This window comes from Corallococcus caeni, assembly GCF_036245865.1.
Taxonomy (GTDB): Bacteria; Myxococcota; Myxococcia; order Myxococcales; family Myxococcaceae; genus Corallococcus; species Corallococcus caeni.
In genome coordinates this window covers 34,380-48,553 of the sequence record NZ_BTTW01000012.1, presented here as the reverse complement: position 1 = coordinate 48,553, position 14,174 = coordinate 34,380, and the positions used below count along the sequence as shown (strand labels likewise).

11 protein-coding genes are annotated in these 14,174 nt (G+C 69.7%); 7 read left to right on the top strand and 4 right to left on the bottom strand.

Going from position 1 to position 14,174, the window contains the following annotated elements; all coding sequences use genetic code 11:
* Nucleotides 1-22: 22 nt before the first annotated feature.
* Nucleotides 23-1,081 carry a type IV pilus twitching motility protein PilT gene (locus AABA78_RS35540; protein WP_253895908.1) on the bottom strand — a complete coding sequence of 353 codons (1,059 nt, stop codon included), beginning with the start codon at nt 1,079-1,081 and terminating at the stop codon, nt 23-25.
* 252 nt (nt 1,082-1,333) lie between these two features.
* Here AABA78_RS35540 and AABA78_RS35535 point away from each other — a divergent pair, with 252 nt between their 5' ends.
* Nucleotides 1,334-1,627, top strand: a complete 294-nt coding sequence (locus AABA78_RS35535; protein ID WP_338269909.1) for a FruA-associating protein, FapA — start codon at nt 1,334-1,336, stop codon at nt 1,625-1,627.
* 96 nt (nt 1,628-1,723) lie between these two features.
* Here the strand turns inward: AABA78_RS35535 and AABA78_RS35530 are convergent, their stop codons facing one another.
* On the bottom strand, nt 1,724-2,119 hold the full coding sequence (locus AABA78_RS35530) for a MarR family winged helix-turn-helix transcriptional regulator (protein ID WP_338269908.1): 396 nt from the start codon (nt 2,117-2,119) through the stop codon (nt 1,724-1,726).
* A gap of 206 nt (nt 2,120-2,325) precedes the next feature.
* Here AABA78_RS35530 and AABA78_RS35525 point away from each other — a divergent pair, with 206 nt between their 5' ends.
* Genes AABA78_RS35525 through AABA78_RS35515 form a run of 3 tightly spaced genes read left to right on the top strand, consistent with a single transcriptional unit; the run spans nt 2,326 to nt 8,169 of the window.
* The gene (locus AABA78_RS35525; protein ID WP_338269907.1) at nt 2,326-3,768 is read left to right on the top strand and encodes a TolC family protein; all 1,443 of its coding nucleotides are present in this window, start codon (nt 2,326-2,328) and stop codon (nt 3,766-3,768) included.
* On the top strand, nt 3,765-4,982 hold the full coding sequence (locus AABA78_RS35520) for an efflux RND transporter periplasmic adaptor subunit (protein WP_370469503.1): 1,218 nt from the start codon (nt 3,765-3,767) through the stop codon (nt 4,980-4,982). The genes AABA78_RS35525 and AABA78_RS35520 overlap by 4 nt, the downstream gene beginning before the upstream one ends.
* A 28-nt stretch (nt 4,983-5,010) precedes the next feature.
* A complete protein-coding gene (locus AABA78_RS35515; protein WP_338269905.1) occupies nt 5,011-8,169 on the top strand; it encodes an efflux RND transporter permease subunit in 3,159 nt (1,052 codons plus the stop codon).
* A gap of 90 nt (nt 8,170-8,259) precedes the next feature.
* Here the strand turns inward: AABA78_RS35515 and AABA78_RS35510 are convergent, their stop codons facing one another.
* The gene (locus AABA78_RS35510) at nt 8,260-9,252 is read right to left on the bottom strand and encodes a hypothetical protein (RefSeq protein WP_338269904.1); all 993 of its coding nucleotides are present in this window, start codon (nt 9,250-9,252) and stop codon (nt 8,260-8,262) included.
* Nucleotides 9,253-9,399: 147 nt separating this feature from the next.
* A complete protein-coding gene (locus AABA78_RS35505) occupies nt 9,400-10,965 on the bottom strand; it encodes a glucan 1,4-alpha-maltotetraohydrolase domain-containing protein (RefSeq protein ID WP_338269903.1) in 1,566 nt (521 codons plus the stop codon).
* A 192-nt stretch (nt 10,966-11,157) separates the two neighbouring features.
* Here AABA78_RS35505 and AABA78_RS35500 point away from each other — a divergent pair, with 192 nt between their 5' ends.
* From AABA78_RS35500 to AABA78_RS35490, 3 genes are all read left to right on the top strand, one after another.
* A complete protein-coding gene (locus tag AABA78_RS35500; RefSeq protein ID WP_338269902.1) occupies nt 11,158-12,444 on the top strand; it encodes an MFS transporter in 1,287 nt (428 codons plus the stop codon).
* A 5-nt stretch (nt 12,445-12,449) separates the two neighbouring features.
* Nucleotides 12,450-12,932: a GNAT family N-acetyltransferase gene (locus AABA78_RS35495; RefSeq protein WP_338269901.1), complete on the top strand. Its 483-nt coding sequence runs from the start codon at nt 12,450-12,452 to the stop codon at nt 12,930-12,932.
* A gap of 198 nt (nt 12,933-13,130) precedes the next feature.
* Complete coding sequence (locus tag AABA78_RS35490) at nt 13,131-14,168, top strand: hypothetical protein (RefSeq protein WP_338269900.1); 1,038 nt, start codon at nt 13,131-13,133, stop codon at nt 14,166-14,168.
* Nucleotides 14,169-14,174 lie beyond the last annotated feature (6 nt).

Below are 14,174 nucleotides of genomic sequence, written 5' to 3'. Positions count from 1 at the left end.
TCCTGCTTCCGGCGCGCTGCCGTCAGTCGAACTCGAGCGCGCGCTGGAAGTCCGCCGGGTTGGAGGCCGCGCTCTGCGCCGTCTCCAGCGTGATGTCCCCGGCGCGGTACAGCTGCGTCAGGTGCTGATCGAAGGACTGCATGCCGAACATGTCGCGGCCCTTCTCGATGACGTCCTTCAGCTCCGCGGCGCGGTCGTCCCGGATGTACTGCTCCACCGTCTTCGTCTGCACCATGATCTCCAGCGCCACCGTGCGGCCCTTGCCGGTGGCGCGCGGCAGCAGGCGCTGGGAGACGGTCGCCTTGAGCGAGTCCGCCAGGCGCATGCGCACCATGGTCTGCTCCTCCGCCGGGAACACCGACACCAGGCGGTTGATGGTGCGCGACGCGTCCGTGGTGTGCACCGTGGACAGCACCAGGTGGCCCGTCTCCGACGCCTTCAACGCGATGTCGATGGTCTCCGTGTCGCGCATCTCGCCCACCAGGATGACGTCCGGGTCCTGGCGCAGCGCGGCCCTCAGCGCGATGGCGAAGTTCGCCGTGTCCGGGCCAATCTCGCGCTGGGAGATGGAGGACTTCACGTTCTTGTAGATGAACTCGATGGGGTCCTCGATGGTGAGGATGTGCAGGCTCTCCGTGTGGTTGATGTGGTTGATCATCGACGCCAGCGTGGAGCTCTTGCCGGACCCCGTCGCCCCCGTCACCAGCACCAGCCCGCGCTCGTTGCCCGCGATCGTCTTCAGCACCTGCGGCAGGCCCAGCCCGTCGATGCTGGGAATCTCATCCGGGATGATGCGCAGGATGCACGCCAGCGAGCCGCGCTGCCGGTAGATGTTCACCCGGAAGCGCGCCACGCCCGGAAGGCTGTAGGACGAGTCGCACTCCTGCACGCTGTCCACCTGCGCCTTCATCAGCGGATCATTCATCACGTGCAGCGCCACCTGCTTCGTGTGATCCGCCTGGAGCTTTTCCATCTTCAGCGGCCGCAGCACCCCGTTCACCCGGTAGATGGGCGGGTCGCCAGGGCGGAAGTGGATGTCCGAAGCCCCGTTCTGGACGCCGACGGTGAGCAGCTTGTTCAAGGTGTTCAGGTCCAGGGAATCCCTCTCGCGTCACGCATGGAGCGGAGGATTCTAGAAGAAGGCCACCCAATCCCTCCATGGTTGCAGTGTGGAAGGCATTTCCCCAACCTCACTGTATTGAGTTTTCCCGCAAATCAAGGAAGGCGAGTACCCCAGGGGATGAAGGAACTGTCCTCGACTGCTCACCAGTGGCCGTCTTCCTGCCCGGTCGGCCCGGATGCCCTGCCCGGAATCCGTGGCGAACATCCGGGCATGAACGCACGAACCGAGCAGGCCCCCCACTACGAAGAGCTGTCTTCCGCTGACTACGCCGCCCTGGAGGTGTGGGATCCCACCCAGGTGGTCATCACGCCGCGCATGGCGGCCCGGCTGTGGTTGCAGACCAGCCTGCGGCTGACCCGGGCGCAGAAGGAACTGCACGACGCCATCTTCGCCAACGACGCCAGTGAGGAGGCGAAGGACCGCTACGCGGAGGCCCGCGCGGAGCTGGACTCCGCGGAGGCGTGGGCCCTGCACGTGGCCCGCAACATCCCGCGTCACCGGTAGTCAGGCTCCCCACTCCATCCCCCCCGGACGTGGCACACGGGTGGCGGCGGGGCGGTGGAAGGGTGGGTCAGGGACCCGTCCTTCCTCCTCCCGTCGTCACCCGTCTTCGTTGCGGGTGGCCGGCGCGAAGGCCGGGTCGTCCTTGCGCGGCGCGGCGGCTTCGGTGCCCAGCAGCTGGCACAGCCCCGTCTGGAGCTTCTCCAGCAGGCGCGACAGCTCCACGACCTCCGGCGGCGACAGGAACGCGCGCGCCTGGACATCCACCCACTCCGCGGCGCGCTCCAGCGCCCGGATCTCCTGGCGCCCCGCGTCGGTGATCTCCAGGCGCACGCAGCGGCGGTTCTCCCCCGCGCGGCGCTCCACCAGCCCGTCCTCTTCCAGGCGGTCCACCAGCCGGCTCACGGCGGGCGCGTCGATGAGCAACCGCTCCGCGATGACGGCCTGACTGTGGATGCCGTGGATGCCGATGTTCTTCAGCACCAGCAGTTGCATCAGCGGCCGATCCGTCTGCTCAGCCACTTTCTGGGTGAGCAGCCGGACCACTGCGCGTCGCGTCGATGCCACTTGCTCGGCGAGGGTCATGGGCGTAAGAGATGATTGCATTCAACAACGGTTGTCAATTACATCTTGACCGCGGGCAGGGATCCCGGGGTGGGTAGCCCCCCCGCTCCTGCCGGAAAGACCTGCCGCTCCAGAGTATGGCCACCCCCAGCGCTCTCCTCGTCCTCCTCCTCGCCGCAGCGCCGCAGGCCACACCGTCCGCGTCTCCGGCGGCCCCCGCTCAGCAGCAGTCCCCCACCCCGGAGGCCGGCGCCTCCCCCCAGGCCCCCGTCCCCTTCCAGCCGAAGGTGGACGACCCGATGCTCGCGCCCGTCCCGCCCGCGCCGGAGCAGGTGACGACGTGGGACGAGGCCCTCACCCGGGTGCGCCAGCGGTCCACGGACCTGCGCGGCGCGGAGGCCGGCGTGACGCGGGCGGAGGGCCGGTGGCGCCAGTCGCTGGGGCTGCTGCTGCCCAACGCTCGCGCCACCGCGGGCGCGGGCGTGGACGTGCTCCACCCGGACGTGCCCTCCGCCCCGGGCGGCGGCGTGGTGGGCGGCGGCACCAGCGCCCCTGGGGTCAGCGTCCCCAGCGCGCCCCTGGGCACGCTGTCCGCGTCCGTCACCCAGACCCTCATCGACGTCAGCGCGTGGCGGGGCCTGTCGTCCGCGAAGGCGTCGGAGGCCGCGTCCGTGGCCAACCTCCAGGACGTGCAGCGCCGCCTCACCCAGGGGCTGGCGCAGGTGCTGGTGGCCACGGTGGCCGCCGAGCGCGCCGCGGAGATCAACCGCGTGGGCCTGCGTCAGGCGCTGGAGCGTCAGGCCCTCACCCAGCGCTCCTTCGAACTGGGCGCCGGCACGCAGCTGGACGTGGTGCGGGTGAGCCAGGACGTCGCGGTGGCCCGGCAGACGCTGGTGGCCGGGGACGAACAGCTGCGGCGCACGCGCGAGTCCCTGGGCCTGTCCCTGGGCGAGGACCACGGCGTGGGCGTCAACCCGGCCTTCAACCTGGGCGGGCTGGTGGACCAGACGCGCCGGGACTGCACCCCCTTGCAGGACCTGGGCGCGCGGCCGGACCTGGTCGCCCAGCGGGCCAACGTGGACGCGGCCCGCGAGAGCCGCCGCCAGGCTTCCGCCGGCTACCTGCCCACCCTGGGGCTGAGCAGCACCGTCCTGGGCTTCACCACCGACCCCGGCTTTGGCCGCTTCGCCACCTGGAACGTGTCCGCGGTGCTCTCCGTCCCGCTGTGGGAGGGCGGACAGCGCGGGGGCCTGGTGCGCGAGCGCGAGGGCATTGAACAACAGGCGGCCCAGAATCTGGAGGCCACCCGCCGCAACGTGAGCGTGGAGGTTTCCCGCGCGCGGCGTGGAGTGGAAGTCGCGGAGGCGCTGTTGAAGACCGCGTCCGAGTCCCTGGAGCTGGCGGACCGGACGGACCGGCTCACGCGCCGGGCCTTCGAGGTGGGACGAGGTAGCAGCTTGGAGCTGGTGCAGAGCGGAGCCGCCCTCCGCCAGGCCCAGCTCGCGTTGGTTTTGAGGGAATTCGAACTCGTCCAGGCCCGCCTGGCCGCGTTCCTGACGGAGGCCCGGTGCGACTGGTGACGAGGGTACGCCCCCTGAAGGCGCTTTTGACGAAGACGGTGTTGGGCGCGGCGCTGGTGGCGGGCGTGGCCGGGTGCTCGGGCAAGCCGGAGGCGAAGGCGCCTCCTCCTCCGCGCGAGGTGCAGGTGGTGGCGCTGGCGCCGCACGAGGTGCGCGACACCGGGGAGTACCTGGGCTCGCTCTTGTCGCGGCAGAGCGTGACGGTGCTGCCGCAGGTGAACGGCTACGTGCGCAAGATTTTGGTGAAGCCCGGCCAGAAGGTGGAGGCCGGCACGCCGCTGATTGAAGTGGACGCGCGCGAGGAGACCGCGGCGCTGGACAGCGCGCAGGCCCAGCAGAGCTCCTCCACGGTGGAGCTGGAGCTGGCGCGGCGCACCCTGTCGCGCACCGAGTCCCTCAACCGCGAGGGCCTCGCGAGCGTGCAGGAGCTGGAGCGCGCCCAGGCGGCGGTGAAGGCGGCGGAGGCCGCGTCGCGCGCGGCGGGCGCGACGGTGGCGCAGCGCCAGGTGCAGCTGCAGTTCCACGTGGTGCGCGCGCCGTTCGCGGGCACCATGGGCGACGTGCTGGTGCGCGTGGGTGACTTCGTCAGCGCCACCACGACGCTCACGACGGTGGCCCAGGCGGACGCGCTGGAGGTCAGCGTGTCGGTGCCGTCGTTCCGCGCGCGGACGCTCAAGCCGGACACCCAGCTGGAGCTGTTGGATCAGCAGGGCAAGGTCATCCTCACCAGCACCGTCTTCTACGTGGCGCCGCAGACGGACCCTCGCACGCAGCTGGTGGAGGTGAAGGCCGCCTTCCGCAACACCGTGGGGCTGCGCCCCAGTGAGCTTCTGCGGGCGCGGCTGGTGTACTCCACGCGGGACGCGCTCCAGATTCCGGCGCTCGCGGTGGTGCGCCAGAGCGGCCAGCCCTTCGCCATGGTGGTGGAGAAGAAGGACGGCAAGACGCTGGTGGAGCGCCGCCCGGTGGCCCTGGGACAGCTGGGCGACATGTCCTACGTCGTCGAGGGTGGCCTGAAGCAGGGCGACCTCGTCGCGGTGTCGTCGCTGCACATGCTCCGCGACGGCATGCCCGTCATCCCCAAGCAGGTCACCCTGAACACCGACGAATCCCCCCAGCCGCGGGGCAACGTGCGGGCCGACGAGGTCCCCACGAACGCCCAGCGCCCCCGCACGGCATCCGGGGGTGGCGGCGCCACCGGCGGCAGCCGCTAGCAGGCGAATTCAAGAGAGGCGCCACACCGTGTTCGTCGACTTCTTCATCCGCAGGCCTGTCTTCGCCATCGTCTGCTCCATCATCCTGACGCTGGTGGGCGTCATCGCCATCCCGACGCTGCCCATCGCGCAGTACCCGGACCTGGCGCCGCCGCAAGTCACCGTCACCAGCACCTACGTCGGCGCGAGCGCCGAGGTGGTGGAGTCCGCCGTCACCATCCCGTTGGAGCAGGAGCTCAACGGCGTGGAGGACATGCGCTACATCACCTCCACCAGCAGCAACGACGGCACCAGCACCATCACCGTCACCTTCGCCCCCACGCGCAACATCGAGGTGGCGGCGGTGGACGTGCAGAACCGCGTGAGCCGCGCCGCGGCCCGCCTGCCCGCGCAGGTGAACCAGACGGGCATCGTGGTGAACAAGGCCTCCAGCCAGATGCTGCTGACGGTGGGCCTGTCCTCCCCGGACAACCGCTACGACGCGAAGTTCCTCTCCAACTACGCGGACGTGAACCTCAAGGACGCCATCAAGCGCGTCCGCGGCGTGGGCGAGGTGCGCATCTTCGGTGAGCGCAAGTTCTCCATGCGCCTGTGGCTGGACCCCTCGGAGCTGGCCCGGCGCCACATGACGCCGCAGGACGTGGTGCGCGCCCTCCAGGAGCAGAACCTCCAGGTGGCCGCGGGCCAGGTGGGCCAGCCGCCGTCCAGCGACGAGCAGCCGTACCAGATCGCCGTGCGCGCCCGGGGCCGCCTGGTGGAGCCGGAGGAGTTCGGCGACATCGTGCTCCTGCGCAACAACGACGGCAAAGCCGTCACGGTGAAGGACGTGGGCCGCGTGGAGCTGGGCGCGGAGAACTACGGCACCCTCTTGCGCTTCAACGGCCGCACGGGCGTGGGTCTGGCCATCTTCCAGCTGCCCACCGCCAACGCGCTGGACGTGCGCGACGGCGTCGTCAAGGAGCTGGACCGCCTGGCACAGGCCTTCCCGCCGGGCCTGGAGTACCGCGTGGGCACGGACACCACGCTCGCGGTGCGCGCCTCCGTCAACGAGGTGGTCCACACGCTGATTGAAGCCATCGCGCTCGTCATCCTGGTCATCTTCCTGTTCCTGCACGGGTGGCGCAGCGTGCTCATCACCGCGCTCACCCTGCCGGTGTCGCTGGTCGGCACGTTCGCGTTCGTCTACCTGATGGGCTTCTCCATCAACACCCTCACCCTCTTCGGCCTCACCCTGGCCACGGGCCTCGTCGTGGACGACGCCATCGTGGTCATCGAGAACATCGAGCGCCTGATGGCGGAGCGCGGGCTCACCCCGTTCCAGGCGGCGCGTGAAGGCATGAAGGAGGTGGCCGGCGCGGTGGTGGCCATCTCCGTGGTGCTGGTGGCGGTGTTCATCCCGGTGGCCCTCTTCCCGGGCACCACGGGCTCCATCTACCGGCAGTTCGCGCTCACCATCGCCGCGTCGGTGGCGCTGTCCACCTTCTGCGCGCTGACGCTCACGCCCGCCCTGTCCGCGCGGCTGCTCAAGCACCACCACGGCCCCAAGTGGGTGTTCTTCCGCAAGGTGGACCAGGTGCTGGACTGGACGCGCGACACGTACGGCAGGGGCCTGCGCAAGCTGCTGGCGCACCCCTTCATCGTGCTGGTGGCGTTCCTCGCCTGCATCGGCGCCACGGTGATGCTGTTCCGCTCCGCGCCCACGGGCTTCATCCCGGACGAGGACCAGGGCTACGTCATCATCTCCGTGCAGGGGCCGGAGGGCATGTCCCTCACCCAGACGGAGAAGGTGCTCCAGGAGGTGGAGGCGGTGCTCAAGGCCCAGCCGGAGGTGGCGGTGATGTTCGCCATCGGCGGCTTCTCCCCCAGCGGCAACGGGTCCAACTACGCCACCGTCTTCACGGCCCTCAAGCCGTGGGAAGAGCGCCTGGGCAAGGACCAGTCCGTGGCCGCGCTGGTGGAGCGGCTGCGCGGGCCGCTGGGCAAGATTGGCAGCGCGCGCGTCCTGCCCTTCCAGCCCCCGGCCATCCGCGGCGTGGGCAGCGTGGGCGGCTTCCAGTTCATCGTGGAGGACGTCGCCGGCGGCCACTCGCTGGAGGACCTGGCCAACGCGACGCAGGAGATGGTGCAGAAGGGCAACGAGGAGGGCCGCCTGCGCGGCGTCTTCACCCCCTTCAACGCCAACACGCCCATCCTGGACGTGGAGGTGGACCGCCAGAAGGCCAAGGCGCTGGGCGTGCCGATTGAACAGATCTTCGGCGTGATGCAGCTCTACATGGGCAGCCAGTACGTCAACGACTTCAACTACGCCAGCCGCACCTACCGCGTGTACGTCCAGGCCGAGCAGCAGTTCCGCGACAGCCCCCAGGACATCGGCTCCTTCTACGCGCGCACGGACGCCGGGGACATGATCCCGCTGGAGTCGCTGGTGAAGGTGACGCCCATCGTCTCCGCGCAGGTCATCAAGCACTACAACCTGTTCCGCTCCGTGGAGATCAACGGCCAGGGCGCCCCCGGCGTGTCGTCCGGCCAGGCGCTGGAGGCGATGGAGGCCGTGGCCAGCCAGGCGATGCCCCAGGGCATGGCCGCCGAGTGGACGGGCATCAGCCTGGAGCAGAAGGAGTCCGGCGGGCAGACGATGATCATCTTCGCGCTGGGCATCCTCTTCGTGTTCCTGGTGCTGGCGGCGCAGTACGAGAGCTTCAGCCTCCCGTTCGTCATCATCCTGTCCGTGCCGCTGGCCATCATGGGCGCCCTGGGGTTGCAGGTGGCGCGCGGCTTCGCCAACGACGTGTTCTGCCAGGTGGGCCTGGTGATGCTGGTGGGCCTGTCCTCCAAGAACGCCATCCTCATCGTGGAGTTCGCGGAGCAGCTGCGTGAGCAGGGCAAGAGCGCGCTGGAGGCGGTGGTGACGGCGGCGGAAGTGCGTCTGCGCCCCATCCTCATGACGTCCATCGCGTTCCTCCTGGGCGTCGTGCCGCTGATGACGGCGTCCGGCGCGGGCGCGGCGGCGCGCAACTCGCTGGGCACCGCGGTGTTCGGCGGCATGCTGGTGTCCACCATCGTCAACCTCATCTTCATCCCGGGCCTCTACGTCCTCATGCAGAAGGTGCGTGGGAACGCGACGCGGTCCAGCGGTGAGGAGGAGACGCCCACGCCGCACGAGCCCGCTCCGGCCCACTCGCCGTGAGCTGACCTTCAGCGCTGAAGAACAGACCGCCCTCCCCTTCCGGTACGCGAAGAGGAGGGCGGTGGTGTTTCGTGGGGCCTGCCGTGCGCGTCAGATTTCGTGGGCGGTCTGCTCGTACACGATGACGTGGCGGGAGACGGGGAACAGGATGATGTTGAGCGTGCGCCAGTTGTCGCCGTTGGGGCCGGTGCTGAACTCGCGGAAGTAGCTCTTCACCTGCACGTTCTCACCCGTGTCGCCGTAGGCCGCGAGGATGGCCGGGTGCAGCGACTGGTATTGCAGGTACATCCGCGACTGGAACGTCGCGTAGGTGTACGTGCCCGGGGCCGGGTCGTTGCGGTAGCCGCTGTACTCGCTCCGGGCCAGCACCGCCGCCGCCGCCGCGTCCAGCGACGCGGGCGTCGAGTACGACCACGCGAAGTCATACCGGCTCAGGAACGAGAACATGTCCTCGCGGTACGCGTTGCCCGTGTCCAGCAGCGCCTGGAGGTCCGGCTCGATGGCGAACCGCGCCAGCGTCACCGGCGCGTTGGCCGGCGCGGACGCGGGGTTGGACACGCACGCGCCGCCCACGCAGGAGGCCTGGAGGCGGTACTGCTTGCCCAGGCCGTTGCTCCAGCCCACCACCACCAGGTACTCGCCCGCGTCGTCCAACGTCGCGAGGGCAATCTTGCTCAGCTCGCCGTAGCCGGAGTCGTCGTCCTGGAAGAGGATGCGCGTGCCGTAGCTGCCGTTCGCGTCCTTGGGGCCGTACACGAACAGGCCGGTGTCCACGCCCACGCCGGTGCCCAGGTGCGTCACCTCCAGCGCCACCTGGGTGTGCGCCGCGACGGTGAGCGTGAAGCCCTCGTAGGCCGCCGTCGTGCCCGTGTTCGACGCCACGGCGCCGCCCACGGCGAGGGGGCGCAGGGAGTTGATGAAGCCGCCAAACGGCGTGGGCGGCGGCGACACCAGGGACTGCGTCGCCGTCGTCACCGTCTCGCCGCCCGCCGGGGCCTGCTCCGGCGGCCCACCACAGGCGCCCAACAGGCCCACCGCGGACATCCACAGCACCGCGCTTCGCACTGCCGTTCCACGCTTCATCGCTTCCGCCTTCATCCAGGGAGGGCGGGACGTCCGCCCAGGGGAGTGAGGCGGCCCCTGTGACAGCTTGAAGACGGGAACTCAAGCAACAGATGAAACACAGGCGCCCCCGGCGAGACATGCAACCGGGGCGCCTGTCTCGGCGTCTTAGAAGCTGGCGGTGGTGGTGATGCTGCCGCCGGCGGCCGGGGTGGTGACGGTGTTGTTGCTACCGCCCTGCCAGACGACGTTGCCGCTGCCGTCGCGCTTGAGGCACTTCCACTGCACGGTGGTGTTCGCGGGCAGCGCGAAGGTGCCGCGCCAGGTGGGGTACGCGGTGGGGCTGAGAATCTTCGTGGTGGTGGGGCTCCAGTTGTCGAGCGCCGCGACGCTGCCGGCCACGTAGACGTTCTGGCCCATCACGGTCGTGCCGTTGTTGCACACGAACTCCACGTTGGCGGTGGTGGGCGTCGTGGTGCCGCTGGAGGTCCACACGGTGTAGTCGGTGCCGGAGGCGGCCTGCGTCCAGCCGGTGCCGGGGCTCCAGGCGCCGCTGCCAATCTTCATGGCCACCTTGCCGCCGATGATGGCCGCGTACAGGCCGCTCTCCGCGCGCTGGATGCTGACGGTGGAATCGGAGGTGAGGCCCGCGCTCTTGCGGATGTCCATCAGCGTCTTGATGGAGCTGCCCAGGCCCCAGTTGAAGTAGTGCGCCCAGTAGACGGTGGGGATGCCCGGGTGGGTCAGCACGTAGGCGTAGCCCTGCATCACCTTGGCGCACGGCACCGGCCAGTGGTTCTGCCCGTTGCCGCACGTCTCGCTGGGGCCGGTGTCGTGGTTGTCCACGAAGGTGACGTGGCGGCTGGGCCACCAGCCGATGCCGCCCGCGGGCTTGCCGTCCGCCGCCTTCAGGCGCGCGTAGTTGTTGTTGGTGAGCACGTCGTTAAGCAGGCCCTTGGTGGCGAAGTCGAACGCGGCGCAGCTGCCCGTGGTCGCGTCCACCCAGTTGGTGATCTGCTGCTTCCAGTCGTTGGGGTTGTTCGCGTCGAAGTAGTTGGTGGGCCAGAACTCACCGACGCAGAACCACGGCGCGGTGTCCGTCACGTACTCCTTCACGTAGCTGCCCGCGAAGCCCTTCACGAAGTCGAACCGCCAGCCCTGGAACCCCACGCCCTTCAGGCGGGTGTTCATCCACGTCTTCAGGTCCGCGCGCACGTTCGCCTGCGAGTGGTCCAGGTCGCGCGCCGCGGCGTAGCCCTCGCCGCTGTCGGGGTTGCCGCAGGCGCTCGCCCACTCGTCGCCCTTGGCCACCGCGCTGCAGCCGCTCCAGGTGGGGTTGGTGAAGTCCGCCCAGTTCGTGGTGCCCACGCGGTGGTTCACCACGATGTCCGCGATGGGCTTCACGCCCTGCGCGTTGAGCGCGGACAGCGCGGCGGTGAGCTCCGCCTCCGTGCCGTAGCTGGAGTTGAGCACGTTGAGCTGCCGGGGCAGGTAGCCCTGCGTGGACGCCGCGTCGGAGGGCGGCGGCAGCCAGATCATCGTGAAGCCCGCGGCCTTCAGCGTGGCCGCGTTGTTCTTCACCGTGTTCCACCAGCCGCCCGCGCTGGCGGAGTTCCAGTGGAAGCCCTGGATCATCACGTCGGTGCTGGCGCCATCCAGCGGCTTGGCCACGGCGGGCGCGGCGGCGAACAGGCCGGCCGTGGAGACGACCAGCAGTCGGGTCTTCAACGTCATCGGGGGACCTCGGGGTTGGGGAGGAAGCGCAGGCAAGCTAGTCCCGCCTTTCCCCATGAACCAGGACTCCCCGTTGAAGGGGACTCTCCCACCCCGTGCTTCCGAGGGGACGGCGCAGTGCGTTGCCCTGTGCAGGACGCGGGAGCTGTCTAGAATCCCACCCTCCCCTGTCCTCCCCTGTAGGTGTCGCCCTTGATTGAACAAGAGACCGCCCTCCCCGCCACGGCGCCCGCCGAGGAAGCGCGTTGGTCCTGGCCCCCGCTGTTCGGCCTCCTGGAGGTGCAGTTCGGCGCCGCCGTGGGCTACCTGCAGACGGCGGTGCCGTACTGGCTGGCGAAGGACGGGATGCCGCTGGCGGAGATTGGCGTGCTGTCGGGCACGGCCTTCTCGCCGCACGCGTGGAAGCTCTTGTGGGTGCCGCTCATCGACCTGGGGCCGTGGCGCCGCGTCTGGTACGGCGTGAGCACGCTGCTCACCGCGGTGCTGATCCTCGCGTGCGCGGTGTTCCCGGAGCCCGGGCAGCACCTGGGCCTCTTCACGCTGCTGCTCACCGCGCTGCAGGCGGCGGCGACGACGGCGCACGCGGCGCTCAACGGGCTGATGGCCACGACGTCCAAGCCGTCCGACAAGGGGCGCACGGGCGGCTGGCAGATGGCGGGCAACGTGGGCTCCACCGCGCTCATGGGTGCGCTGGCCATCTTCCTCGCCAGCCGGTTCTCCCGGCAGGTGGCGGGCATCGTGCTCTCCACGCTGGTGCTGGCCAGCGGCGCGGGCATCTTCTGGATCACCGAGCGGCACGACCCGGCGACCGCGCCCACGGGGCCGCTGCTGCGGGCGGCGGTGGACCGGGTGAAGAGCATCGTGGTGGACCTGGCGAAGACGGCGTTCAGCCGCGACGGGCTCATCATGCTGATCCTCTGCCTGGCGCCGGTGAGCTGCGGCGCGCTCACCAACCTCTTCAGCGCGATGGCGGGCGCGTACCAGGTGCCGGAGCACACGGTGGAGCTGGTGAGCGGCCTGGGCATGGGCATCACCGGCGCGGTGGGCTCGCTGGTGGGCGGCTGGCTGTCGGACCGGATGAACCGCAAGCTCGCGTACGCGCTGATGGGCGGCGCCACGGCGCTGTGCGCCTTCGCCATGGCGGCGGGGCCCATGACGACGAGCACGTACATCTGGGGCTCGCTCGCGTACAGCCTGGCCAACGGCGCGGGCTTCGCGGCCTTCGCCGGCATGGTGCTGGAGATGGTGAGCGACGGCGCGGCGGTGACGACGAAGTACTCGCTCTTCGTCGCGGCCTCCAACTTCGCCATCAGCTACACCACGGCGCTGGACGGGCACGCGTCGGAATTCCGGAACATCGGCACGCGCGCCACCATCGCGGCGGACGGCCTCATCACCCTGGTGGGCATCACCATCGTGGCGCTCATCTTCGCGCTCTTCCTGCGCAAGAAGCCCGCCGCGGCCCCCGCCACCGCGTGAGCGCCATGGCCCCCTCCCCCGTCGAGGTCGTCCCCTACCGGCCGGAGCTGCGCGCGCACTTCGAGCGGCTCAACCGGCAGTGGATTGAAAAGGACTTCCGCATCGAGGGCTCGGACGCGGCCTCGTTCGCGGACCCCCACGGCGTGTTCGTGGCGCCAGGGGGCGAGGTGTTCTTCGCGCTCGTGGACGGGCAGGTGCTGGGCACGTGCGCGCTGAGGCGAGAGGACGCGGAGACGTTCGAGCTGTGCAAGATGGCGGTGGCCCCGGAGGCGCGGGGCCGCGACCTGGGCGACGCGCTGATGCGGGCCGCGCTGGCCACGGCCCGGGAGCGCGGCGCGAAGCGGATGGTCCTGGTGACGAACAGCGCGCTGGGCCCCGCGCTGGGGCTGTACCGCAAGCACGGCTTCGTCACGACGCGCGAGGGCCCGGAGATTGCCCGGGAGACGGGCTACTCGCGCGCGGACGTGGAGATGGCCGTCACGCTCTGACGGCAGGCGGGTTGACACGTCAGCCCCCGTGCCTGCCACGTCAGGGGCGTTGGGGAGGCCCACCCCTTCGCCGGGCCGCCCGAAGGGTTCCAGCCGGTTGGGGTTCGAAGCTCCTTGGCACTGAGGGTGCACCTGCGGGGCCGCAGCCCCGCGAGCCACGCCTCACGGGGAACGTCACCCAAACCCAGGTGGACCCCCATGACCCAGTACAATGACTTGTTCTTCCGTGTGAACACCGGTGACACCGGTGACCGCAACTTCGGGAACGAGTCGCAGAACACCATCGCCTATCAATCGCCGGACATCATCCCCCAGGGCCTCACCCCCACGCTCAATCCGGCGGACTTCTTCGCCGGGAACTACAGCTCGGATGTGGGGCAGAACCTGGTCGAGAGCGGCGACAACTACATCTACCTGCGCGCCAAGAACCTGGCGGGTGAAAGCCGGTCCGGGAGCGTGTCGCTGTATGCCGTTCCGGCGAGTCTGCTCTTGTACCCCTACCTGTGGGCGGACAATGAGTTGCAGACCAGCGACAAGAACGTCGACAACGGGAACAAGAACATCATCAAGGCCGACAGCGGCAAGGTCGCCGTGACGGACAACCCGTTCGTCTGGAGGGCCCCCACCCCGGACCACTACTGCCTCATCTCCCGGGTCTCCACCACGGCGCACCCGAACCCTGTTCCCAACGCGCCCGTGGGCAACATGGATCAGCTGACGGAGTTCATCCTGGACAACCCGGGGTTCGGCTGGCGCAACGTCACCATCGTGGATGCCAACAAGCCGGACTACACCACCAAGGGCATCAACTTCGATCAGGGCTCCGCCTCCGCGATGGTGACCTTCGACATCAAGTGCGTGAACGTCCCCGCGGGGGCGAGCGTCGCCTTCTCGGCGGGCACTCCGGGGCCTTCGCCGCTCATCAGCCTGGGGAAGACGTCGGTGCCCGACACGCTCCCGGACCAGGCTGGCAACCGCAACTGGCACACGGGGATCGACTGCCTGGTGCCGGCCAACTACAAGACGACCATCGACTATTCGTATTGGTCCAACGGCCATGCCCCGCTTCCGGGGATGTCCATCACGGTCCGGGTCCTCCCGTTCGTCTCTTCCGACCACCGGCTCTTCGGCCGGCTCTTCACGCCGGAGCAACTGGGGATGACTCCCGAGCGGTGCAAGGCGCTGGCGGGCAAGCGCGGCATCGTGCTCGGCTCCCACACCACCGTCTTCCGCTGAGGGGCG

What these genes read in the sequence shown, in the direction of transcription:
- AABA78_RS35535 (WP_338269909.1), top strand. Translation starts at nt 1,334, where the DNA reads ATGAACGCACGAACCGAGCAGGCCCCCCACTACGAAGAGCTGTCTTCC.
- AABA78_RS35530 (WP_338269908.1), bottom strand. Translation starts at nt 2,119, where the DNA reads ATGCAACTGCTGGTGCTGAAGAACATCGGCATCCACGGCATCCACAGT.
- AABA78_RS35525 (WP_338269907.1), top strand. Translation starts at nt 2,326, where the DNA reads ATGGCCACCCCCAGCGCTCTCCTCGTCCTCCTCCTCGCCGCAGCGCCG.
- AABA78_RS35510 (WP_338269904.1), bottom strand. Translation starts at nt 9,252, where the DNA reads ATGAAGCGTGGAACGGCAGTGCGAAGCGCGGTGCTGTGGATGTCCGCG.
- AABA78_RS35505 (WP_338269903.1), bottom strand. Translation starts at nt 10,965, where the DNA reads ATGACGTTGAAGACCCGACTGCTGGTCGTCTCCACGGCCGGCCTGTTC.
- AABA78_RS35495 (WP_338269901.1), top strand. Translation starts at nt 12,450, where the DNA reads ATGGCCCCCTCCCCCGTCGAGGTCGTCCCCTACCGGCCGGAGCTGCGC.
- AABA78_RS35490 (WP_338269900.1), top strand. Translation starts at nt 13,131, where the DNA reads ATGACCCAGTACAATGACTTGTTCTTCCGTGTGAACACCGGTGACACC.